Origin of the sequence: Microbispora sp. H10830, assembly GCF_014161375.1 — a bacterium.
In the GTDB taxonomy this organism is placed as follows: Bacteria; Actinomycetota; Actinomycetes; order Streptosporangiales; family Streptosporangiaceae; genus Microbispora; species Microbispora catharanthi.
This window is the reverse complement of sequence record NZ_JABBWX010000010.1, coordinates 186,622-208,843: the sequence shown is the minus strand read 5'-3', so window position 1 is coordinate 208,843 and position 22,222 is coordinate 186,622. Positions and strand designations below refer to the sequence as shown.

Here is a 22,222-nt window from a genome sequence, read left to right as displayed (position 1 = left end):
GGATCGCCATCTCGATAGGAGGCCCACATGCTGTTCACGCGTTGGATCGCAGACATGACAGAGAACCCGCGAAGGGAGACGCGCAGCCGGTCAGTCACGGCAGCGGCCGTCGTCGCGGCCGGCCTGGTGCCCCTGACCGCCCTGCCCGCCCTCGCGGCGCAGCAGACGCACGATCGCCGAGACGGCGCGCGGATCAGCGTCGTCGGAGAACCGGAACCGACCACACTGCTGGCCAACCCCGGATCGTTCGGACCCGCCGACGTTCCCACCCCGGCGCCCGGCTCCGGGGGGCTCGGATCCACCACATCCGGCACCCGGTCGTTCGGTCCCGCCGACGTTCCCACCGCACCGGGCGGCAGCGGATCATCCGGAGCCGCCGGCTTCGCCAATCAGCCGGGTCGGTGAACGACCCCATCCCGGGCCACCGGGACTCGCGGCCGCACGCCGGCTGAGAACCGGATGGCCGATCTGGCGATGTCGTGATCTCGTCGTGCGGGTCGTCATGCGCTGAGCCGCGTCTACGGCGGGGAACCGCGTCAGCCGATCTGCCGAAAGAAGCCACGGCCTCTCGGCGACCAGGCGTTCGAGCGCCCTGATCTCCGGGAGGCCGCAGTCATGCCGTCCGTCCCCGCGACGGCGGACCGGGCGGGTGGTCAGCGGGCTCCCCACATCAGGCCCTCGATCTCCGCGCGCGACTGGGGGCGGTCGGGATGGGCCAGCCCGAGCAGGACCGTGCTGCCGCCGTCCGGCCGGGTCAGCAGGGTCACCCGCATGAAGGCGGGCTCGTTCACCACGTCGCTGTACTCGGCGCGTACGGCCCGCGTGTGACCCGGCCGCCCGCCGACGGTCACCGCGCGGTCGTCCAGCACCTCGACCTTGTCCCCGTGCAGCAGCAACTGCGCGTAGAGATCGCTCAGGTCGATGACCGCCGAACGCAGGTTGGGCGGGTCCACCCGGTCGCCGGAGCGGGCCATGACCGTGGCGCTGTCCCCGCGCGCGGCGACCGAGGTGAAGCCGGTCACGGGCGCGACCACTCCCTCCCGCCACTCCGGCGGCAGCGTGTAGGAGACCCCGGCGATCTGGTCGTCGATCACCGTGGGGGGCGCGCTCTCGGCCCGGTGCAGGACCGTGACGACCACCGCGCCGATGACGGCGGCCGAGCAGACCAGCGCGAGGCCGCCGACGAGAAGGCGCCGCAGCCACCGCGGCATCGGGCGGGGAGGCGTCTCGGGCGCACGGTAGCGGCGGGCCGACGGGGGCAGGTCGTCCTCGGGCTCCGGGGACTCCAGGTCCAGCGAGGGCCAGACCGGGCGGTCGGCCTGCCGCCGTTCGGAGACCGGCGCGCCGTACAGGCCGGTAAGGCTCTCCTCTGCGGGGTTCCGGTCCGGCTCACGGCCGCCGTACGGCCGTGTGGGCCACTGGGGGGGCGACGCCGGCGTGGACGACCGCGGCGACCCGCCCGGGGCGCCGTACGGGCGGGTGAGGCCCTCCTTGGACGGCGGGGACTCCTCCTCGGCGGGGGGCCAGACCCGGCGCATCCACTGGTCATCCACAAAGCCTCCCCGGGCGGCCTGGCCGGGCGCGTGGGACGGAACCGGCGAGCGACTTCGGCGCTCAGGACCGGGCGTGAAGCTTCGTGACCATGAACGCTGCTGTGGAGTTACTCACACCCGCGCCGCGACGTCAACGGCTCCGGCCGATTCGTCATCGCCCTGTTCCTCCTGACGATTCCTCATCGCCCTGTATGTCGTCGGCCGGGCCCTCAAGGCCCTGTGCGGCGAGGCTCGGCATGGAGTCGTCGTTCGTGCTGCCGTTCGTGGTGCCGGTGGGGCCGTCCGCGCCGTCCGCGGCGACCCCCTGAAGCCCAGCGGCGGCGGCTTTCTGCAGCCCCGCGTCGGCTCCCTGCGGCGCGGGGCGGCGATAGGCGTCCCACATCTGGTGGACCCGTACGCCCTGGCCCGCGGTGAACTCGCGCATGCAGCGGTCCTGGGCGTAGTCCATGAAGTTGTGCGTCGGATCGCCACCCGGGGCGGGGCAGGTGTCCTTCTTGGAGGGGCAGCCGTTCGTCGGGTACGCCTCGGCGGGAGTGTCGTCCACCGAGTCGCCCGGGGCCTTGCAGCCGTTCTCGAAGGTGTGCAGCAGGCCCAGCCAGTGGCCGATCTCGTGCACGGCCGTGAAGCCTCTGGCGAAGTCGCGCAGCGGGCCGCCGGGGACGCTCCGCCAGTCGATCACCACGCCGTCCAGCACGGGCTCGTCGTCGTACCAGTACGGATAGGTGGAGTAGCCGAGCACGAGCCGGCTCAGCTGCGCGATGTACAGGTTGAGCGTCTCGGGACCCCCGACCCGCAGCTTCTTCTTCATCGGCTCCTCGTAGCCGAGGGGGTCGCGGAACCAGCTCCGGTTGTCGGTGTGCGTGATGCCCTTGAGCTCGAAGCGCACGCCGGTGTCGGCCCCGCCGTACCCGCCGGAGTAGGCGGTGTTCAGCACGGCGATCTGCCGGGAGACGGCGGCGTCGGGCAGGCCGAGCGCGTGGTCCCTGATGATGTGCACCCACACAGGAACGGTGATCCGCTCGACGGCCCGGGGAACGCTCCGCCGGTCGTTCGCACCGCTCCCCGGCCGCGCCGTGACCCCAGGCCGCGCCGTGACTCCGGGCTGCGCCGTGACTCCGGGCTGCGCCGTGACTCCGGGCTGCGCCGTGGCCCCCGGCTGCGCGGTTGCTCTCGGCTGGGCGGTTGCTCTCGGCTGCGCTGTGCCGATCCTTCGGGCCAGGTCGGCCGCCATCCGGGCGACCTCGTCCGGCCCCGGCTCACGCGGCTCCAGGGCGTGCGTGAGCGCACCCAGGCCGTGCCGGCGCCGCGGAACGGCGTGGTGGGCGAGGCAGGTGTCCGGCCTGGAGGCCGATGATTCGCGCGGTCCGGCGCCGCCGAGACCACCGGTCGCCCGGGAGCCGGCGGACGCCGGGGCGGCGCAGGCGCCGCCCAGCGCGTAAAGGCATGCAAGGAAGACGGCGATGGGTCGCCGAACCATTCGTTCCCCCGATACGGCTGGTCAGAAGGCAGACCCTAGCCGTCGGGGGGGCGATGATCCCGTATCGACACTCACTCGCCGGAGGGCTCGCCCTTGGGCAACCCCTCGTAGATCTCCTTGCACTCCGGGCAGACCGGGTACTTCTTCGGGTCGCGGCTGGGCACCCAGACCTTGCCGCACAGGGCCCGCACCGGCGCGCCGGTCACGTAGCTCTCAGTGATCTTGTTCTTGTCGGCGAAGTGCGAGAAGCGCTCGTGGTCACCGTCGCCGTGCGAGAGCCGGGGTGTTACGTCGCTCTCGGGAAGAATCTTCGTGCCGCTCACGGATACCAAGTCTACTGAGCGAGCAGGCACCTGCGGCCCGGACGCGCGTACGGCCCCCGCCGGGGTGGCGGGGGCCGTACGGAACGGACCTGGCGTCAGCCCATGTGGACCGGGGCGCCCTCGGTCTTGCGGCCGGCCTTGACGAACAGGGCCAGGGCCGCCGCGACGAGGGCGACCGCCGTGCTCACGAGGAAGCCGAGGTGCAGGCCGTCCATGAAGGACAGGTGCGCCGCGTCGGAGACCGTCTTGGCCACCTGGGCCGGGAGCCCGGGCGGGGCCTGGCCCACCGAGGCCAGGGCCTTCAGTCCCGCCATCTCCGCGGGCTTGAGGCCCTGCGCCACCGGGCCGAGGTGCCCGGGCAGCACGTCGGCCACCTTCGCGGACACGACCGCGCCCAGGATGGCGGTGCCGAGGGCGCCGCCGACCTGCATCGCGGAGTTCTGCACGCCGCCCGCGACGCCGCTCAGCTCCTCCGGCGCGTTGCCCACGATGATCTCGGTGGCGCCGACGAACACCGGCGACAGGCCGAACGCGAGCAGCACGAACGGGATCGCGCTGTCGGCGAAGGCGGCATCGACGCTGAGCCGCGACATGAGGAACATCGCGAAGGCGCTGATCACCATGCCGCCCGCGATGGTGATCTTCGGGCCGAGCTTGCCGATGAGGATGCCCGCGACGGGCGAGGCGACGATCATGCCGGCGCTCATGGGCAGCATCCGCAGACCGGAGTCGAGCGGCGTGAGCCCGTGCACGCCCTGGAAGAAGAACGTGAGGAAGAACATCGCGCCGAACATCGCGAACGACATGAGGATCATGAGGACGGTCCCGATCGAGACCGAGGCGTTGCGGAACAGGCTCAGCGGCAGCAGCGGCTCGCGCGCCTTCGACTGCCAGAACAGGAACACGGCCCCGAACACCACGGCGCCGGTGAGGAAGAGGATCGTCTGGGCGTCGCCCCAGCCCAACTCGGGAGCCTTGATGATGGCCCACACCAGATCGAACATCACCCACGTCAGCAGCACAACGCCGAGCCAGTCGACCTTGGACAGTATCTGCGCCTTGCTCTCCCGCAGCGTCCACAGCCCGAAGGCCAGGGCCGCCGCGCCCACCGGCACGTTGATGAAGAACACGGACTGCCAGCTCACGTTCTCCACCAGGAGGCCACCGACGATCGGGCCGGCCGCGCTCGACAGACCGATGATCGCGCCCCACGCGCCCATCGCCATGTTGAGCTTCTCACCGGGGAACGCCAACCGGAGCAACGCGAGCGCGGCGGGCTGGAGCAGCGCGCCGAACAGGCCCTGCAGCACGCGCAGCGCGATCAGCACACCCACCGAGGACGACAGGCCGATGGCGAGCGAGGTAAGCGCGAAGCCGGCGACACCGATCAGGAACACCCGCTTGTGCCCGAAGATGTCGCCGAGCTTGCCGGCGGTGATCAGGAAGACCGCCAGCGCGAGCAGGTAACCGCTGGTCACCCACTGCAGGTCCGACAGCGTCGCCTTGAGTTCGACCCCGATGACCGGGTTCGCGATCGCCACGACCGTGCCGTCGAGCATGACCATGATCACGCCGAGCGAGACGGCGAGCAGCGTGAGCCATGGATGCCCCTGGCCTCGTCCTGGAGGCGCGTCGGCGTCCACCGATACGGCTTGAGTCATGGAGATTCCCCCTTAGCACCACTGTGTCGACCGGCAGTAATTTATGTCAGTCGATGACAGATGACAAATCCTTTTATCCGACATACGGTGACATCTGAGAGTTTGTGAACCGGCAGTTTCGAGGAGGTGACCGCCGTGGGTCTACGCGAACGCAAGAAGCAGCGGACGCGGGACGCTCTGATCGACGCGGCCCTCGACCTCTTCCTCACCAGGGGCTACGAGGCGACCACGATCGACCAGATCGCCGCCGAGGTGGAGGTCTCGCCCAGGACGTTCTTCCGGTACTTCGCGTCGAAGGAGGACGTGGCGCTCTCGCTGACCGCCGACGAGCAGGAGATGTTCCTCACCGAACTGGTCTCACGGCCGCTGTCGGAGTCGCCGTTCACCTCGCTGACTCAGTCGATGCGCGCCATGCTGGGCATCCTACGAGAGATCGACGGCGCCGAGGCGAGCAGGATCATGAAGGCCCAGCGACTCGTCCACACCACTCCTCCCCTGCTCGCGGGCGCCATGCGGTTGATCAGGCAGAACGAGCGCAGGCTGGTCGCCGAGGTGGCCCGCAGGATGGGGGCGGCGCCGGACGACCTGCAGCCGCAGTTCATCGTGTCGGTCTTCGTCAGTATCGGCCTGCTCTGCATGAACGGGCCCACGGAGGACCTCCACGGCCTGGCACGCCGATATGAGGACCTGCTCGCGCTGGCCGAGCGTTCCCTGTGTCCCGGCTGGGACCAGCCCGTACGCTCCGGGGCGGCCGAGCCCGCCTCGGCCCCGGGCTGACACCTCGGCGCGTCATCACAGCAGGACGACGCAGCCGCGCTCACGCAGCGGGCGGACGCAGGCGGGAACCTCGTCGAACTTGATCCAGCGCAGGTCGAGCTTCTCCAGCCGCGGCAGCTCCGCGAGCCCGCCGGGCAGCGTGGAGAGGCGGGTCGCCCGCAGGTCGAGGTGGGTCAGCTCCGTCAGGCGTACGACGGAGCCGGGCAGCCGTTCCAGGGGGTTGCCGCGCAGGTCCAGGTGACGCAGCGCGCGCAGCCCTCCGATCGCCTCGGGCAGCGCGGCGAGGCGGTTGTTCCTGAGGTGCAGTTCGCGCAGCCCGGTCAGGCGCCCGATCGTCTCCGGCAGCGTGGTCAACCGGTTGTCGTGAGCCCGCAGCTCGTGCAGGCCGGTCATGCCGCCGATCGACGCGGGCAGCGCGGCCAGCCGGTTCTCCGCGAGGTTGAGATAGCCGAGCCGGTCGAGCCGCCCCAGCGAGGCGGGCACCGACGTGAACCCGTTGTCGCTCAGGTAGAGGTAGTCCGTGAGGCAGGGCAGGTCGCCGATCTCCGCGGGCACCTCGCGCAGCCGGTTGTGCCCCAGGTCGAGCATGCGCAGCTCGCGAAGGCGGCCGAGGCCGGGAGGAAGGTCGGCGATCTCGTTCTCCGCCAGGTTGAGCGACCGCAGCCGGCCGAGCCGCCACAGTGCGTCCGGCACCGCGGTCAGCGCGTTGCGCCCCGCACTCAGGTGTTCGAGCGAGGCGAGGCGGCCCAGTCCGGGCGGGAGGGCCGCGATCCGGTTGCCGTAGAGCAGCAGGACCCGCAGCCGCTCCAGGCGCCCGATCCAGCCGGGCAGCGTCGTGAGCGCGTTCCCGTCGAGGTCGATGTGGCGCAGCGTCGCCATCTCGCCCACGGCCGCGGGCAGCGACGGCAGCCCCGCACCGGGCGCCACCAGGGCGACGGGCACGCCGCCGGCGAACCGTACGGCGCCCGGGGGCGCCCAACGGGGTTCGGGCACGCTGAGATCGGGCATGGCAGCCGACTCTACAGACGGCCTCCGCACCCCCCGCGCGGAGGCCGCTCGGTGAACGTTTCATCGGGATGACACGGCCCAGGTGAGGGCCCGCGGCGGGAGATCGCGCTGGTCCGATGGCACGCGCTGCCGAACCGGTTCAGTAGGGCCGTGCCCGTCGGTGAGCGCGCGAGTGCCGTCTCCTGTACGGTCCCGGCTCCCCCTGCCTATGGTGCGTGCGGCGCTTCCATCGGCGCCGAGTCCCCCCACCCGAGGTACAGAATGAGAACACGTTTCATCGCCGCGGGCGCGGCCCTCCTCGCCCTCCTGATGTCGGTGGTCGCGATGACCCAGAACGCGCAGGCCGCCACCGGACTCCATGTCAGCGGCACGAAGGTGCTCGAAGCCAACGGAAACCAGTTCATCATGCGGGGCACCAGCCACGCCCACACCTGGTATCCGAGCCAGACGAGCTCGTTCGCGAACATCAAGTCCCTGGGCGCGAACACCGTCCGCGTCGTGCTGAGCGGCGGCCGCTGGACGGCCAACTCGGCGAGCGACGTCGCCAACGTCATCTCCCTGTGCAAGCAGAACCGGTTAATCTGCGTGCTCGAGAACCACGACACCACCGGCTACGGCGAGCAGAGCGGCGCGTACACGCTCGACCAGGCGGTCGACTACTGGGTCGGCCTCAAGAGCGTGCTGACCGGCCAGGAGAACTACGTCGTCATCAACATCGGCAACGAGCCGTACGGCAACAACAACCCGTCCGCCTGGACCAGCGCGACCAAGAGCGCGATCAGCAGGATGCGGGCGGCCGGATTCCAGCACCTGCTGATGGTCGACGCGCCGAACTGGGGCCAGGACTGGCAGTTCGTCATGCGCGACAACGCCGCATCGGTCTTCGACAGCGACCCCCAGAAGAACACCGTCTTCTCGATCCACATGTACGGCGTCTTCGACACGGCGGCCGAGGTCACCGGCTACCTCCAGGCGTTCCAGACCGCCGGCCTGCCGCTGGTGATCGGCGAGTTCGGCAACATGCACTCGGACGGCGACCCGGACGAGGACACGATCATGTCGCAGGCCCAGTCGCGGGGCGTTGGCTACCTCGGCTGGTCGTGGAGCGGCAACGGCGGCGGCGTCGAATACCTGGACCAGGTCACGAACTTCAACGTCAACCAGCTCACCTCCTGGGGCCAGCGGCTCTTCAACGGCGCCAACGGCATCAAGTCGACCGCGAAGGAGGCGACGATCTACAGCGGCCAGCCGCCGGTGAGCCCGTCGGCCAGCCCGTCCGCCTCCCCCAGCCCGTCCGCGTCCCCCAGCGCCTCGCCGAGCGCGTCCCCGAGCCCGAGCCCCAGCCCGTCCCCGAGCGGCGGCGCCAAGGGCTGCTCGGCGACGTACAAGGTCGCCAACCAGTGGGGCGGCGGCTTCCAGGGCGAGGTGACCGTCAACGCCGGCTCCAGCGCCATCTCCGGCTGGACCGTGACCTGGACGTACGCCAACGGCCAGACGATCACCCAGGTGTGGAACGCCACGGTGACGTCGAGCGGATCGTCGATCACCGCCAAGAACGTGAGCTACAACGGCGGCCTCGGCGCCGGAGCGTCCACCTCGTTCGGGTTCCTCGGCTCCTGGAACGGCACCAACGCGGTGCCGGCGGTGAGCTGCACCGCGAGCTGAGACGCCTCACCCATGTGGCCGGGCGCGCTCCCCGCGCCCGGCCTCCGCGTGTCACCGCCTGTCACCGCGCGGCCCGGGCGGGGCGTGCCGGGGGGATCAGTTGAGCAGGGGGTCGTCGGGGAAGGTGGCGACCAGTGCGAGGTCCCCCTTCTGCCTGCGCAGCACGGTGCGCCACAGCGTGGCCGGGTTCGGGTGGAAGGTGTCCCCCGGCTCGGAGTCCACGACGTACCAGGCGCCCTCCTGGAGCTCGTTCTCGAGCTGTCCCCCGGTCCAGCCCGCGTAGCCCGCGAAGATCCGCATCTGGGAGATCTCCCCCGCCAGGATCTCCGGGGGCGCGTCGAGGTCCACCGTGCCGAGGCGTGAGACCGCCGCCCTGCCCTGCAGCCGGCGCCAGCCCAGCGGCTCCTCGCCGCTGAGCACGACGGCGAGCGCGAGCGCGCTGTCCGTCTGCACCGGGCCCCCCTCGAAGAGCACCGGAGGACCCGTGACCAGGGCGTCCCAGGATGGTAAGACCTGGGTCACGGCGATCTCGCTGGGCCGGTTGAGCACCACACCCAAAGTGCCGCCGTCCTCGTCGTGCTCCAGGACGAGCACCACGCTACGCCGGAAGTTGGGGTCGTCGAGCAGTGGCGTCGCTACAAGCAACCCGCCGACGTAGATCGCCTCCGCCATACATCCCATCATGAGGGAGGATTGCGGATTCGTGTACGCCGACCCCGGTTTGCCGCGTCATATTACTTATCGTGACGGCGCCGTCACCGATCGGTGGCCGATCAGGCCTCGGTGAAGCCGCGTGCCTTGCCCCCGGCCGACTCTCGTACGGCCGCCGCCACCGCGTTGGCCACGTCGGGGTGGAAGACGCTGGGGATGATGTAGTTGGGACCGAGCTCCTCGCTTGACACGACCGCGGCCAGCGCGCGGGCCGCCGCGAGGAGCATCTCCGGCGTGACGCCGTCCGCCTGGGCGTCGAGCAGGCCGCGGAACACGCCCGGGAACGCCAGCACGTTGTTGATCTGGTTGGGGTAGTCCGACCGGCCCGTGGCCACGACCGCCGCGTGCTCGCGGGCGTCGTCCGGGGAGACCTCCGGCTCGGGGTTGGCCAGCGCGAACACCACCGCGTCCTTCGCCATGGCGGCGACGTCGTCCCCGGTCAGGATCCCCGGCGCGGAGACGCCGATGAAGACGTCGGCGCCCTTGACCGCGCCGCGCAGGTCGCCGCCGTACCCCTCGCTGTTGGTGTGCTCGGCGATCCACCGCAGCGAGTCGTCGAGATCGTCGCGGCCCAGGTGCACCGCCCCGCGGTAGTCGCAGACGACGACGTTCCTCGCCCCGGCCGCCATCAGCAGGCGCAGGACGGCGGTGCCGGCCGCGCCGGCGCCGGCCATCGCGATCCGCACCTCGGAAAGCTCCTTGCCGACGACCTTCAGCGCGTTGGTCAGCGCGGCGAGCACGCAGATGGCGGTGCCGTGCTGGTCGTCGTGGAAGACCGGGATGTCGAGCAGCTCACGCAACCGGCGCTCCACCTCGAAGCAGCGCGGCGCCGAGATGTCCTCCAGGTTGATGCCGCCGAAGCCCGGCGCGATGGCCCGCACGGTCGCGACGATCTCGTCCACGTCCTGCGTGTCGAGGCAGATGGGCCAGGCGTCGATGCCGGCGAACCGCTTGAACAGGGCGGCCTTGCCCTCCATCACCGGCAGTGCGGCGGCGGGGCCGATGTTGCCGAGGCCGAGGACGGCCGAGCCGTCGGTGACGACGGCGACCGAGTTCCGCTTGATCGTGAGGCGGCGGGCGTCCTCGGGGTTGCGCGCGATCGCCAGGCTGACCCGCGCCACCCCCGGGGTGTACGCCATCGACAGCTCGTCGCGGTTGCGCAGGGGAACCTTCGACTGCATCTCGATCTTGCCGCCGAGGTGCATGAGGAAGGTCCGGTCGGAGACCTTGTGGATCGCGACACCCTCGACCGCGCCGAGGCTGTCCACGATCGCCTGCACGTGGTCGGCGTCCTTGGCCGCGCACGTCACGTCGATGCGGAGCTTCTCGTGACCGGCGTTGGTCACGTCGAGGGCGGTCACCACGCCGCCCGCGTTCTCCACCGCGTGGGTGAGCAGGCTGACCGCCTTGCCCCCTGCGGGCACCTCGAGGCGCACGGTGATCGAGTAGGACACGCTGGGCACGGTGGCCACGTCTATCCGCTCCTTTGCGGGTGATGCCTGGCCGTGCTCTCCCGGCTGCTCCAGTGGGGCGCGGCCTCCGCGGGGCGGCCACGCTCGCGCATCCGGCTGGACGGCTCATGGGTGCTATCCATCGTGCCATCCTCGGCGGGGTGTTTCAGCCCCTACCCGTGCTGTTCCGCCACGCGCCGTCCCCCGCCCGCGCGCCGCCGTGCCGCCAGGGCCGGGCGGGCGCGGGCGGGAACCGGTCAGAAAAGCGCGCTGGCCAGCGCCCTGCGCGCCCGCGTCACGGACGGGTCGTCTGCGGGCAGCGCGTCGAACAGCCCCAGCAGGTGGACGCGCGCCTTGTCCCTGTCGGCGCCCCGGGTGCGCCGCACGAGCGCGACGAGCCGGTCGAACGCCTCGTCCACCTGGCCGTTCACCATCTCCAGGTCGGCGGCCTGCGTCTGCACGTCCACGTCGTCGGTGTTCCCGGCGGCCCGGCGCAGCACGTCGGCCGGATCGAGGTCCTGCGTGCGCCGCAGCAGCCCGACCCCCGCGAGGCCGATCTTCGCGCCCTCGTCCGACGGCGACCTCGCCAGCAGGCGCTCGAACGCCGCGGCCGCGGCGTCCAGGTCGCCCTTCTCCACGGCCTGCTCGGCCGCCAGGAGCTCGGGGTCGACCGGCGGCTCGGCGGGCTGGTCCTCGCCCGGCGCGGCCGGCTCCATGCCGAGCTGCTCGAACACCTGCGCCAACGCCTGCCGGAGCTGCGACTCCGGCAACGGGCCCTCGAACAGGGGCATGAGCTGCCCCTGGAAGGCCAGATAGACGGTGGGCACGGTGCGCATCCGCAGCGCCTGGGCGAGCTGCGGGTCGGCCTCCACGTCCACCCTCGCCAGCACCCACGCGCCCGCCGCCTCCGCGGCCAGCTTCTCCATAACGCCGCTGAACTGCCGGACCTGCTCGGCCCTGGTCACCGTCGCCTCGACGATCACGGGAACGCTCAGGGAGCGCTCCACCACGTCGGCGTTGAAGGTGGCCGAGGTCACCTCGATGACGTCCGCCGAGGCGGCTCCGGACGGCCCGGCGGCCTCACGCCGCGCCTGGGCCTCGAGTGCCTGCTTGCGCGCGCCGAGGTCCACGGCGCCGTAGAGCGATCCAGGTCGAGAGAACTCCGCTGCCATACCCCCAATCCTGCCGTACCCGCCCGCGTGATCCGTGCGATCCCCGCCGCCTTCCTCCGGCGAGCGAGGCGGACCGCCGCCCGCCGTAGGGTGAACGACGCACAAAACGCCATATGGAGGGAGCAGGACATGGCAGTGGAACGCATCGGCCCGCCGACTGTCGCCGGTGAGCGCGAGATGCTGCGGGCGTTCCTCGACTACCACCGGGCCACGCTCGCGCTGAAGTGCGACGGCCTGTCGGACGAGGAGCTGCGCCGCAGGTCGATGCCCCCGTCGACGCTCACGCTGCTCGGCCTGGTCAGGCACATGGCCGAGGTCGAGCGCGCGTGGTTCCGCCGTGTGATCGCCAAGGAGGACGTGCCGCTCGTCTGGTCGGAGGAGGGCGACTACCAGGCGGCGTACGACCCGAGCGGGTCCACCGGCGCGGAGGCGTTCGCCGCCTGGCAGGCGGAGGTCGAGCACTCCCGCAGGATCGAGCGCGCGGCGGAGTCGCTCGACGTCACCGCCTACCAGCCCCGGTGGGATGAGGAGGTCTCGCTGCGGCTGGTGATGCTGCACATGATCCACGAGTACGCCCGGCACAACGGCCACGCCGACTTCCTGCGCGAGGGCGTCGACGGGACCGTGGGCGTCTGAGACCGACCGTCCCCGCCTTCAGCCGACCGGGCCCTGGACGGTCCTGCGCTCGACACGGAAGATCAGCGTCGTCTCCAGATGGACGATCTCCGGGCGGACCAGGATGCGCTCGAGGATCAGCCGGTGCAGGTGATCGGCGTCGGGCACCGCGACGTGCACCAGGAAGTCCTGCGGGCCGGCCACGTGGAACAGCGCGATCGTCTCGGGGAGCCCGAGCACGAACGCTCGCAGCGGGTCCACCAGCTGGCTCGTATGGGGCCGCACGCGCAGCGCCAGCAGCGCCTCCAGCGGCCGTCCGAGCGCCTGGGTGTCGACCTCCGCGCGGAAGGCCGTGATCAGGCCGCGCCGGCGCAGCGACCGCACGCGTTCGAGAGCGGTGGAGGGGGCGACGCCGACCTGCTCGGCGAGATCCTTGTTGGGCAGCCGCGCGTCCTTCTGCAGCAGCTCCAGGATCTTCCTGTCGGTCGAATCCAGTTCGGCGCTCACGCCTTGTTCCCTTCGTCGATTCGGCCTCTATGGCGGACGGGCGTCCGCGACGGCCATCATCGCGGCATGACGCCGAATCACGCATGGGACATCGACGACTTCGTCCACGCCGCAGAGGTGACCGTGCAGGGGCTCGCCGCGTACGTCCGGGAGAGCCAGGACGGGGCGGCGCCGGTGATCCGCCGCAGGCCGCCCGGGGAACTGGCCGGGCGGCTCGGGCTCGCCGGCTGGATCCGGGAGGGCGGCATGACCCCGGAGAGCTACCGGGAGTGGCTCGACGCGTATCTCGCGGAGAGCACGCGGCTGCATCATCCGGCCTACCTCGCCCACCAGACGGCCGCGCCCGACTTCCCCGCCGCGCTGGCCGACTTCGTCCACGGCGCGATCAACAACCCGATGGCGATCTACGAGATGGGCGCCGCGGCGGCGACCGTCGAGTTCGAGGTGCTGCGCTGGATGCTCGGCAAGGTCGGCTTCCCCGAGGGCGGCGGCGTGCTCACCCACGGCGGGTCGCTGGCCAACCTGACCGCGCTGCTCGCCGCGCGGGCCGCCGCCGCGCCGGACGCGTGGACCGAGGGCGTGCCCGGCGATCTCGCCGTCCTCGCGCCGCCGTCGGCGCACTACTCGATCACCCGGGCGGCGGCGATCCTCGGTCTCGGCGAGCGCGCGGTCGTGCCGCTCGACGTGGACGACCTGGGCAGGATCGACGTGGCCCGGCTGGCCGAGGGGCTCGACCGGGTGCGTCGGGCCGGCCGCCGGCCGATGGCCCTGGTCGCGGCCGCCTGCGCCACCGGCACCGGCCTGTACGACGACCTCCGGCCCATCGGCGAGTTCTGCGCCGAGCACGGCCTGTGGTTCCACGTGGACGGCGCGCACGGCGCGTCGGCGCTGCTCAGCGACGAGCACCGCCACCTGCTCGACGGCGTCGAGCTGGCCGATTCCGTCATCTGGGATGCGCACAAGATGCTGCGCACCTCGGGCCTCGCGGCGGCCGTGCTCGTCCGGCGCGAGGGCGACCTGGACGCCGCGTTCCGGCAGCGGGCCAGCTACCTGTTCTACGGCGACCAGGGGTTCGACCTGATCGGCAGGACCGTGGAGTGCACCAAGGCCGCGCTCGGGCTGAAGGTCTTCCTCAACCTGGCCTGGCGGGGTGAGCGCGGCCTCGGCGAGCACGTGGCGCGGCGGTACGCCACCGCGCGCCGTTTCTGGGAACTGGCCCGCGAACGGCCCGGCTTCCACTGCCCGTACGAGCCGGAGAGCAACATCGTCTGCTTCCGGTACGGCGACGGGGACCAGGCCGCCATTCGCGAGACCCTGCTGGAGGAGGGCTCCTTCCATCTGACCTCGACCGAGCTCGGGGGCGTCCGCCACCTGCGGGTGACGGTCATGGCCCCGGCCACGGACGACAAGACCCTCGAAGCCCTCCTTGACCGCGTCGCAGCCCTGTCTTGACTCTGGAAACCGCCCTGGCCGGAGTCTAGAAAGCGGCGGGCTCGGAGTAGGTGCCCCACTCCTCGCGCAGGACGTCGCAGATCTCGCCCAGCGTGGCCTCGGCCCGTACGGCCTCCAGCATGGGCGGGATCATGTTGTCGTCGCCCTTGGACGCGGCCCGCAGGGCGGCCAGCGCCGCGTCGACGGCCTCCTGGTCCCGCGCGGCGCGCCGCTCGGCCAGCACCCTGCGCTGCTCGACCTCGACCTCGTGGCTGATCCGCAGGATCTCCAGCGGCTGCTCCACGGTCGAGGTGTGGCAGTTCACGCCGACGATCCGCTTGTCGCCCTTCTCCAGCTTGCGCTGGTAGTCGAAGGCCGACTCGGCGATCTCCGACATGAACCAGCCGTCCTCGATGCCCCGGAGGATGCCGGCGGTCATCGTGCCGTCGCCGCCCATCTCCCGGATCCTCGCGAAGGTCTTCTCCGCCTCGGCCTCCAGCCGGTCGGTCAGCGCCTCGACGTACCAGGAGCCGCCCAGCGGGTCGACGACGTTGACGACCTCCGTCTCCTCCATGATCACCTGCTGGGTGCGCAGCGCGATCTCGGCGGCCTTCTCCGACGGCAGCGCGAGCACCTCGTCCAGCGCGTTGGTGTGCAGCGAGTTGGTGCCGCCGAGCACGGCCGCCAGCGCCTCGATCGCGGTGCGGACGACGTTGTTGTCCGGCTGCTGCGCGGTCAGCGACACCCCCGCCGTCTGGGTGTGGAAGCGCAGCCACTGCGCCTTCTCGGTGCGCGCGCCGTACACGTCGCGCATCCAGCGGGCCCAGATGCGCCGCGCGGCGCGGAACTTCGCGATCTCCTCGAAGAAGTCGATGTGCGCGTCGAAGAAGAACGACAGGCCCGGCGCGAACACGTCCACGTCGAGCCCGCGCGACAGGCCCAGCTCGACGTAGCCGAAGCCGTCGGCGAGCGTGAAGGCCAGCTCCTGCGCGGCCGTGGCCCCCGCCTCGCGGATGTGGTAGCCCGACACCGACAGCGGCTTGTACGCGGGGATCTCGGCGGCGCAGAACTCCATCAGGTCGCCGATCAGCCGCAGGTGCGGCTCGGGTGCGAACAGCCACTCCTTCTGCGCGATGTACTCCTTGAAGATGTCGGTCTGGAGGGTGCCGTTGAGCTTCCCCACCGGCACGCCCTGCCGCTCGGCCGCGACCACGTACATGCAGAAGATCGGCACGGCGGGCCCGCTGATCGTCATCGACGTGGTGACCTCGCCGAGCGGGATGCCGTCGAACAACAGGTCCATGTCGAGGGCCGAGTCGATCGCCACGCCGCAGTGGCCCACCTCGCCGAGCGAGCGGGGATCGTCGGAGTCGCGGCCCATCAGCGTCGGCATGTCGAACGCCACCGACAGGCCGCCGCCCCCGGCGCCGAGGATCATCTTGTAGCGCTCGTTGGTCTGCCTGGCGTTGCCGAACCCGGCGAACTGCCTGATGGTCCAGGGACGGCCGCGGTAGCCGGTGGCGTACAGGCCGCGGGTGAAGGGGAACTCGCCCGGCCAGCCGATGCGCTCGGCCCTGGGGTCCTCCCCGGGCGGCCCGTAGACGGGGTCCACCTCCAGCCCCGACAGGGTCCGGAACTCGCGGTCCCGTTTGAAGGCGGCGTCGTACCGCGCCTGCCAGCGGGCCCTGCCCGCCTCTGTCGCCTCGGCGCTCGTCGCATCCGGCTTCATGTACCCCTCCCCGGGTCTCACTCTCCGAGAAAATACTAGGACGTCCTAATAAATTCGGCCACCACCGCTCCCCCGGCCGACCGGCCGCCTCCCCGCGGCTATGTCACACGTTGGTCGCGAATTGTCACGGACCTTTGACAGAGCGAGGAAATCTTCAACCATGGTCAGCGCCCTTGAAGTCCACACGGAGGTGGATGTGAAGCGCTTGACAGTCGTCGCCGCGACCGCGGCGATGGTGGCGGCAACCCTCGCCATACCCGCGCAGGCCGAACCAGCGGCCGCCGGGTCGGCGGCCCGGACCGAATACGTGGTCCTGTACAAGGAAGGCGCGTCCGCCGCGGACGCCCAGAAGGCGATCGAAGCGGCGGGCGGCAGCGTGATCAAGGTGAACACCGAGGTCGGGCTGGCCACGGTCAGCACCACCAACGCCGACTTCGCGGCCGCCCTGCAGGACGCGGCGGCCATCGAAGGGGTCACCCGCAACCGAGTAATCGGCAGCGTGCCGGACGACGCGAAGGCTTCCGCCGCGGCGCGGAAGGCCGTGGCGAAGGCGGCCAAGAGCAAGGCCGTGGAGAAGGAGGGCCGGGGCGGCGCCACGGGCCCCAAGTGGGGCCGCGGCGTCAAGGACGAGCCGCTCGCCGGCCTGCAGTGGGATATGAAGCAGATCCACGCGGACCAGGCCCACAGGTTCGAGCAGGGGAACAAGGGCGTCCTCGTCGGCATCCTCGACACCGGTGTCGACGGCTCGCACCCCGACATCGCGCCCAACTTCGACCGCGGGCTGAGCCGGAACTTCACCGTCGACCTGCCCGCCGACGCCAACGGCGCAACGATCGACGGGCCGTGCGAGGAGGACCCCGACGGCTCCTGCACCGACCCGAACGACGTGGACGAGGACGGCCACGGCACCCACGTCGCCTCGTCGATCGCCGCGCCCATCAACAAGCTGGGCATCTCGGGCGTCGCGCCGAAGGTGACGATCGTGAACCTGCGAGCCGGCCAGGACTCGGGCTACTTCTTCCTCCAGCCCACCGTCGACGCCCTCACCTACGCGGGCGACATCGGCGTCGACGTGGTGAACATGAGCTACTACATCGACCCGTGGCTGTTCAACTGCGCCGACAACCCTGCCGACAGCCCGGAGGAGCAGGCCCAGCAGCGGCTGTACATCGCCGCCACCCAGCGGGCGATCGACTACGCGCACGCGCATGGTGTGACGCTCGTCAGCGCGGCCGGCAACGAGGCGATCGACTACACCAAGACGAACGTCGACGCCGGCAGCCCCGACTACGCCACCTTCCCGGGCCAGCAGACGGAGCGGACCCGGACCATCCCCCCGTCCTGCGTCTCGCTCCCGGGTGAGGCCGAGCACGTGATCTCGGTCTCCTCTACCGGCATCAGCAAGCGGAAGGCCTACTACTCGAGCTACGGCAACGGCTACGTCGACGTGGCCTCGCCCGGTGGCGACGTCTACGACACCCCCGGCGACACGAGGGACATCACCAAGGCGACGCTCTCGGCCTATCCCAAGGCGCTCGCCGTCGCCAACGGCGAGATCGACGAGAACGGCGACCCGACGGTGCCGTATGTGGTGAAGGACTGCGAGGGCTCGGTCTGCGCCTACTACCAGTACCTGCAGGGCACCTCGATGGCCTCACCGCGCGCGGCCGGCGTCGCGGCGCTGATCGTCAGCCGGTACGGCAAGCACGACCGCGCCCACGGCGGCCTGACGCTGGACCCCGACAAGGTGGAGGCGATCCTCAAGGGCACGGCCACCAGGACGGCCTGCCCGAACCCGTCCGCCTACACCTACACCCGCCACCTGCCGGACGGCACCACGGCGACCGCCACGCACACCTGTGAGGGCGCCGCCGACGACAACGGCTTCTACGGCAGGGGCATCGTCGACGCCCTGCGCGCCGTCGGCCACTGATACACGCCCGCCGGTGGCGCACCCCGTGCGGCGGTGCGCCACCGGCCCATCCGCGCGGCGCGGATCACGGACCGCCGAGACAGGCGAGGACCGCGGCGACCCCCGCGCCGCACTGGAGGAGACCTCGGCCGCGCCCGAACTGCCGGCCCTCATCCGGGGCTCGCTCGAGATGCCGTCGCAGGGCCGCGTCAGGAGCTGAAGTCGCCCGCGGCGACACGCAGGGTCCTGAGCAGGCCGAACATCTCGTCCAGCTCGGCGTCGTCGTACATGCCCAGGCAGAAACCCGCGTTCATCAGGTCGGCCGTGGCCCGCCGCACGATGTCGCGGCCCTCGTCGGTGATCTCGGCGAGCACACCGCGGCCGTCCCGCGGGTTGCGCATGCGGCGGACCAGGCCGGCCCGTTCGAGGCGGTCCACGGTGTTGGTCACGCTCGTCGGGTGCACCATCAGCCGCTCGCCGATCTTCGACAGCGGCAGCGAACCGGCCCGGCTGAACGTGAGCAGCACGAGCGCCTCATACCTGGCGAAGGTCAGGTCGTACGGCTTGAGCAGCGTGTCCAGTTGCGCCAGCAGGATCTGATGGGCTCTCATGATCGAAGTGACGGCGGCCATGGCGGACGACGGCCCGAACGTCGAACGCCAGGTCTCGGCAGCCCGCTCGATCGGGTCGAACGGGAGCTTGAGCGGCCGGGGGCCACCCGTGGGCGGTGGCTCTGAGCTGGGCGGAACGGACACAGCGATATACGGTAGCGCGACGCCCGCCAAGATCGACCGGCGCACCGAGCGTAACCGGATTCATTCCTTGACCCCAGAACTCCCCCCGTACGGGTCACGCTCCGTTATGGTTGCCACGTCGAAAGGTGAGGCGGCGGCAAACCCGGCGGCACGGGGAACCCCGTCTGCTAGAGGACGTCTCGCGGACGGGGGTCCGCGGGGGACGCGTCCGACAGCGGGCGAGGCGAGGCCGGCCGGCGAACCAGCGCCACGGGGAACGGCGTGGGTTCGCGCACCGCTCACACAGACACGGGGGAGATTCTCAATGGACAGCATCGCTGTCCCGGCGCCGCATGCGCGCCGGACTTCGGCGGCGTGGCCGGGGGCCGCGCCCCGCTGTGGGTGAGCATAGGGGCGGTTCACGCGGTGAGCTGAGACACGGCGCGCTGGTCGCGGCGACCGTGCTGTTCGTGCTCGCGCTCGTCGCCGCGTGGAGCGTCCTCATTCCCGGTTTCATGGACTGGGACGACATAGTGGCGGCCGTCATCGGCTCGCTGCGCCTGACGGGGCCGCTCGGAGCCGCGTTCGCGGCCTGGGTCGCGCTCCGCAGGCGCCGAGCGGAAAAGGGCCGTGTCCTGACGCCGTGGCGGGCCGCCAGGGCGCCGCTGTCGATCATCGCGGTCGTCACCGGCTCCTTCGGGGCCACCGTGCTGCTGCTCGGGCTGCGCGCCGCGCTGACCGGGCAGGGCGGGCCGCTGCTGCCCGGCGGTCTCGCGATGTCCGTCGCCGGGCTGGGGCTGTACGTCGTGGTCGGCTGGATCCTCGGCTGGCTCGTGCCGGTCGTCGTCGTCCCGCTGATCGCGGGAGCCGGCACGTTCGGGCTGTTCACCTGGCTGGCCACCGGGCCCAACTGGGGCGACCGGCTCGCGCCCGCCACCGGGGAGCCGTACGACCTGCTCTCCGGCGTCAGCGAGACCGCCTACGCGGACCAGACGCTGTGGCTGCTGGGCCTCAGCACCGCGCTGCTCCTCGGATGGGTGGCCCTGGTGACCCGGCGGACGCTGGCGCTGGCCGCCGCGGTGATCGCCGTGCTGGCCGCCGGCACCGGCGCGGCCCGGCTCGTCACCGTGCCGCGGACGATAACGGTGAGCGAACGCCTCGTCTGCCAGGAATGGCCGATCAGCGTCTGCGTGCATCCGGCGCTGCGCGGGGGCCTGGCCGAGCTCGCCAGCGTGTTCACCAGGCTCGCGATAAAGCTGGACGGCACGCCGGCCGCCTTCAAGAGGGTCGAGCAACGGGCATACGGCGAGGAGGACCCGGCGGGGCGGGGAGTGGTCGTCGTCCACATCGACGACCTCGGGTCCGGGTACGCCCAGCAGGCGGCCACCGAGTTCCTCGACCGCCTGGCCCGCCCCTGCCCGGGAACCGTGGCCGCGGGCTACCGGGCCATCGTGGTCGCCTGGCTGCGGGATGTCTCGCTGCCCAGCGGGCCGTTGCGCGAGCACCACGAGGCGGCCATCTGGTTCTCCGAACTGAGCGACGGCCAGCGGCGCGACTGGCTTCGCATGTTCTACTCCGACTTCGTCTCCTGCGGCCTGCAGGCCAAGCACTTCGGCGGCGGCACCCGGCCCGCCGACCCCGTCGCGTCGGGTTATCCGGTGAACCCCACTCCCGCGTACGCGCCGGGCTATCCGGTCGAGCCGTCACCTCCGGGTACGGTCGTCGCCACCGGCATGCCGACCGGCCCCGACCCCGGCTGGGAGCAAGGCACGGGCCCGCGCGGCGAGACCGGTCCGGGATGGACCGGCCCGAGTCCGGCCGCCCCGGTGTGGCCGTCTCCCGCCGCGAGCGCCGCCGGCCAGGATCCGGCGGGGCAGGGCCCGATGGGGCAGGGCCCGATGGGGCAGGGGCAGGGGCCGATGGGCCGCCCGGGCTACCCGGACTACCCGGGTCCGTGGGACACGCCGAACGGCGAAGGCGCCCGGAGAGGCGGCCCCTGGGCCCCCGGCCCGGGACGGTCGCCGCACCCCTGGCGGCCCGGAAGGACCGGCAGGTCCGGTGACGCCGCATCCCCGGACCGGTCCGGAGCACAGGAAAGGCCCGGAACACAAGAAAGGCCTAGTGCGCCCGGCCCGCAGGAACGGCCCGGCGGCGTCGGCGCGAGCCCGTCACCCGCGCAGAGCCGGCCCGGCCGCCCGCAGACCGGCGCGCAGGAACGGCCCGGCGGCGCGAGCCCCTCACCCGCCCAGGGCCACCGGCCCGGCCGTCCGCGGTCCGGCGGCACGGTTCCCGGCCGGAACGGGCACGACGGGCGCCCCGGACACACCGCCCGCCCCGGGGGACGTGACGGCGGTCGAGTCGGCGATCGTGACGGCGACCGGGCCGGTGACACGGACCCCGCCCGGCCTGCCACGGACGACATCGACGCCCGCGACGCGAGCCCCCAGGACGACCCCGGCGTGGCGGGCGTACCCGGCACGCTTCTGGCCCCCGCCGCATAGTCCGCGCCCCGCGCCGGGCAGAACCGGGCGGGGCGCGGCAGACCGCCGGATGTGTGGGCGAGGCCGCGCCCGGCCACCCGCGCCGGGGCGTGAGCGTGGCGGCGGAGGCCGATCCGGCCATCGGTCCGGACAAAAGACGGGTTTGGGAGGACCGAAGCACGGCCTGCAGACAGAATTGATCTTGTCGAACGTGAGATCGCGGGAATACCGGGAAGATTCCCCCCGTGGACCGTCAGACTCGTCCCTCGTTCGCGCCGGCCGACTCCGGCGCCGCCACCGACGCCACGGCGAGCGCCGGGGCCCCCGCACCCCGCTCCCGGCGCGGCTGGCGGGTGCTCGCCGGCCTGCTGTTCGTGATCCTGCTGCTCGTGGTCGGCGCCCGGTTGACCTGGTCCTGGCTCAACCCGCTGGGCGAGCAGACCATCGACCGCAGCGGCCCCGCGCTGCTCCGGTCGGTGCAGAACCTGAGCCGCTTCGAGGCCGCGACCGGCGACTTCCAGGTCATCGTCGACCTGGAGAAGGACGCGAAGTTCCTCCCAGACGCGATCAAGGGCTCCCGCACGCTCTTCGTGGGCGCCGGCACCGTGGACGCCTACGTGGACTTCTCCACGCTGCCCAAGGACGCCTTCACCGTCTCCCCCGACCGCACGGCGGTGACGGTGCGGCTGCCGCACGCAGAGCTGGAAAAGCCCAACCTCGACAACAAGCGGTCGTACGTCTTCGCGCAGGAGCGGGGCATCTTCGACCGGATCTCCGACTTCCTGTCGTCCTCGCCGCAGAACCAGCAGGAGCTCTACGTGCTGGCCGAACGCAAGATCGCCGACGCGGCCACCGCCAGCGACCTGCGCTCCCGGGCCGACCAGAACGCCAAGGCCATGATGGAGGGCATGCTGAAGTCCCTCGGCTTCACGACGATCAAGGTCAAGTACGACGGCGAGCCCTGACCCGTCGGCCGCCGCGATGCGAGAGCCGTACGGGCCGGGGCTCGGCCCGGC

The 22,222-nt window shown here is 71.7% G+C and carries 20 protein-coding genes; 9 read left to right on the top strand and 11 right to left on the bottom strand.

The window, feature by feature from the left end; genetic code table 11:
- The first annotated feature begins 54 nt into the window (after nt 1-54).
- The gene (locus HHX35_RS25260) at nt 55-405 is read left to right on the top strand and encodes a hypothetical protein (RefSeq protein WP_182901207.1); all 351 of its coding nucleotides are present in this window, start codon (nt 55-57) and stop codon (nt 403-405) included.
- A 248-nt stretch (nt 406-653) separates the two neighbouring features.
- Here the strand turns inward: HHX35_RS25260 and HHX35_RS25255 are convergent, their stop codons facing one another.
- The 4 genes from HHX35_RS25255 to HHX35_RS25240 form a co-directional block, all read right to left on the bottom strand.
- Entirely contained in the window at nt 654-1,553 is a 900-nt protein-coding gene (locus HHX35_RS25255) for a hypothetical protein (protein ID WP_182901206.1), read from the bottom strand.
- 151 nt (nt 1,554-1,704) lie between these two features.
- A complete protein-coding gene (locus HHX35_RS25250; RefSeq protein WP_259405372.1) occupies nt 1,705-3,030 on the bottom strand; it encodes a M43 family zinc metalloprotease in 1,326 nt (441 codons plus the stop codon).
- 71 nt (nt 3,031-3,101) lie between these two features.
- Nucleotides 3,102-3,362: a DUF3039 domain-containing protein gene (locus tag HHX35_RS25245; RefSeq protein ID WP_030510937.1), complete on the bottom strand. Its 261-nt coding sequence runs from the start codon at nt 3,360-3,362 to the stop codon at nt 3,102-3,104.
- 86 nt (nt 3,363-3,448) lie between these two features.
- Nucleotides 3,449-5,014 (bottom strand): DHA2 family efflux MFS transporter permease subunit, encoded by a 1,566-nt coding sequence (locus HHX35_RS25240; RefSeq protein ID WP_182901205.1) that lies wholly within the window; start codon nt 5,012-5,014, stop codon nt 3,449-3,451.
- A 135-nt stretch (nt 5,015-5,149) separates the two neighbouring features.
- Between HHX35_RS25240 and HHX35_RS25235 the strand changes: the two genes are divergently transcribed.
- Nucleotides 5,150-5,791: a TetR family transcriptional regulator gene (locus HHX35_RS25235; protein ID WP_182901204.1), complete on the top strand. Its 642-nt coding sequence runs from the start codon at nt 5,150-5,152 to the stop codon at nt 5,789-5,791.
- Between the two features lie 15 nt (nt 5,792-5,806).
- Here HHX35_RS25235 and HHX35_RS25230 read toward each other — a convergent pair whose 3' ends face one another.
- On the bottom strand, nt 5,807-6,799 hold the full coding sequence (locus tag HHX35_RS25230; RefSeq protein WP_220505852.1) for a leucine-rich repeat domain-containing protein: 993 nt from the start codon (nt 6,797-6,799) through the stop codon (nt 5,807-5,809).
- A gap of 261 nt (nt 6,800-7,060) precedes the next feature.
- On the opposite strand from HHX35_RS25230, the gene HHX35_RS25225 reads away from it, so the two are divergent.
- Entirely contained in the window at nt 7,061-8,464 is a 1,404-nt protein-coding gene (locus tag HHX35_RS25225; RefSeq protein WP_182901203.1) for a cellulase family glycosylhydrolase, read from the top strand.
- A gap of 96 nt (nt 8,465-8,560) precedes the next feature.
- Here HHX35_RS25225 and HHX35_RS25220 read toward each other — a convergent pair whose 3' ends face one another.
- The 3 genes from HHX35_RS25220 to HHX35_RS25210 form a co-directional block, all read right to left on the bottom strand.
- Nucleotides 8,561-9,136, bottom strand: coding sequence for a YqgE/AlgH family protein (locus tag HHX35_RS25220; RefSeq protein ID WP_139575901.1), 576 nt, complete (start codon nt 9,134-9,136; stop codon nt 8,561-8,563).
- Between the two features lie 101 nt (nt 9,137-9,237).
- A complete protein-coding gene (locus HHX35_RS25215; RefSeq protein ID WP_182901202.1) occupies nt 9,238-10,647 on the bottom strand; it encodes an NAD-dependent malic enzyme in 1,410 nt (469 codons plus the stop codon).
- A 236-nt stretch (nt 10,648-10,883) separates the two neighbouring features.
- A complete protein-coding gene (locus HHX35_RS25210; RefSeq protein ID WP_182901201.1) occupies nt 10,884-11,798 on the bottom strand; it encodes a tetratricopeptide repeat protein in 915 nt (304 codons plus the stop codon).
- Between the two features lie 129 nt (nt 11,799-11,927).
- Between HHX35_RS25210 and HHX35_RS25205 the strand changes: the two genes are divergently transcribed.
- Nucleotides 11,928-12,434, top strand: coding sequence for a DinB family protein (locus tag HHX35_RS25205; protein ID WP_182901200.1), 507 nt, complete (start codon nt 11,928-11,930; stop codon nt 12,432-12,434).
- An 18-nt stretch (nt 12,435-12,452) separates the two neighbouring features.
- Here HHX35_RS25205 and HHX35_RS25200 read toward each other — a convergent pair whose 3' ends face one another.
- A complete protein-coding gene (locus tag HHX35_RS25200) occupies nt 12,453-12,920 on the bottom strand; it encodes an Lrp/AsnC family transcriptional regulator (protein ID WP_182901199.1) in 468 nt (155 codons plus the stop codon).
- Nucleotides 12,921-12,986: 66 nt separating this feature from the next.
- On the opposite strand from HHX35_RS25200, the gene HHX35_RS25195 reads away from it, so the two are divergent.
- Nucleotides 12,987-14,372: a pyridoxal-dependent decarboxylase gene (locus HHX35_RS25195; RefSeq protein ID WP_182901198.1), complete on the top strand. Its 1,386-nt coding sequence runs from the start codon at nt 12,987-12,989 to the stop codon at nt 14,370-14,372.
- A 25-nt stretch (nt 14,373-14,397) separates the two neighbouring features.
- Here HHX35_RS25195 and HHX35_RS25190 read toward each other — a convergent pair whose 3' ends face one another.
- The gene (locus HHX35_RS25190) at nt 14,398-16,080 is read right to left on the bottom strand and encodes a methylmalonyl-CoA mutase (RefSeq protein WP_182901197.1); all 1,683 of its coding nucleotides are present in this window, start codon (nt 16,078-16,080) and stop codon (nt 14,398-14,400) included.
- 196 nt (nt 16,081-16,276) lie between these two features.
- Between HHX35_RS25190 and HHX35_RS25185 the strand changes: the two genes are divergently transcribed.
- A complete protein-coding gene (locus HHX35_RS25185) occupies nt 16,277-18,013 on the top strand; it encodes a S8 family serine peptidase (protein ID WP_310739293.1) in 1,737 nt (578 codons plus the stop codon).
- Between the two features lie 13 nt (nt 18,014-18,026).
- On the top strand, nt 18,027-18,212 hold the full coding sequence (locus tag HHX35_RS25180; protein ID WP_182901196.1) for a hypothetical protein: 186 nt from the start codon (nt 18,027-18,029) through the stop codon (nt 18,210-18,212).
- Here the strand turns inward: HHX35_RS25180 and HHX35_RS25175 are convergent.
- Nucleotides 18,202-18,747: a MarR family winged helix-turn-helix transcriptional regulator gene (locus tag HHX35_RS25175; RefSeq protein WP_139575893.1), complete on the bottom strand. Its 546-nt coding sequence runs from the start codon at nt 18,745-18,747 to the stop codon at nt 18,202-18,204. The genes HHX35_RS25180 and HHX35_RS25175 overlap by 11 nt on opposite strands.
- A gap of 377 nt (nt 18,748-19,124) precedes the next feature.
- Between HHX35_RS25175 and HHX35_RS25170 the strand changes: the two genes are divergently transcribed.
- The gene (locus HHX35_RS25170; RefSeq protein ID WP_182901195.1) at nt 19,125-21,227 is read left to right on the top strand and encodes a hypothetical protein; all 2,103 of its coding nucleotides are present in this window, start codon (nt 19,125-19,127) and stop codon (nt 21,225-21,227) included.
- 224 nt (nt 21,228-21,451) lie between these two features.
- Nucleotides 21,452-22,171, top strand: coding sequence for a DUF4230 domain-containing protein (locus HHX35_RS25165; RefSeq protein WP_310739292.1), 720 nt, complete (start codon nt 21,452-21,454; stop codon nt 22,169-22,171).
- Nucleotides 22,172-22,222: the final 51 nt, after the last annotated feature.

What these genes read in the sequence shown, in the direction of transcription:
- HHX35_RS25220 (WP_139575901.1), bottom strand. Translation starts at nt 9,136, where the DNA reads ATGGCGGAGGCGATCTACGTCGGCGGGTTGCTTGTAGCGACGCCACTG.
- HHX35_RS25190 (WP_182901197.1), bottom strand. Translation starts at nt 16,080, where the DNA reads ATGAAGCCGGATGCGACGAGCGCCGAGGCGACAGAGGCGGGCAGGGCC.
- HHX35_RS25195 (WP_182901198.1), top strand. Translation starts at nt 12,987, where the DNA reads ATGACGCCGAATCACGCATGGGACATCGACGACTTCGTCCACGCCGCA.
- HHX35_RS25225 (WP_182901203.1), top strand. Translation starts at nt 7,061, where the DNA reads ATGAGAACACGTTTCATCGCCGCGGGCGCGGCCCTCCTCGCCCTCCTG.
- HHX35_RS25205 (WP_182901200.1), top strand. Translation starts at nt 11,928, where the DNA reads ATGGCAGTGGAACGCATCGGCCCGCCGACTGTCGCCGGTGAGCGCGAG.
- HHX35_RS25240 (WP_182901205.1), bottom strand. Translation starts at nt 5,014, where the DNA reads ATGACTCAAGCCGTATCGGTGGACGCCGACGCGCCTCCAGGACGAGGC.
- HHX35_RS25210 (WP_182901201.1), bottom strand. Translation starts at nt 11,798, where the DNA reads ATGGCAGCGGAGTTCTCTCGACCTGGATCGCTCTACGGCGCCGTGGAC.
- HHX35_RS25250 (WP_259405372.1), bottom strand. Translation starts at nt 3,030, where the DNA reads ATGGTTCGGCGACCCATCGCCGTCTTCCTTGCATGCCTTTACGCGCTG.
- HHX35_RS25260 (WP_182901207.1), top strand. Translation starts at nt 55, where the DNA reads ATGACAGAGAACCCGCGAAGGGAGACGCGCAGCCGGTCAGTCACGGCA.
- HHX35_RS25230 (WP_220505852.1), bottom strand. Translation starts at nt 6,799, where the DNA reads ATGCCCGATCTCAGCGTGCCCGAACCCCGTTGGGCGCCCCCGGGCGCC.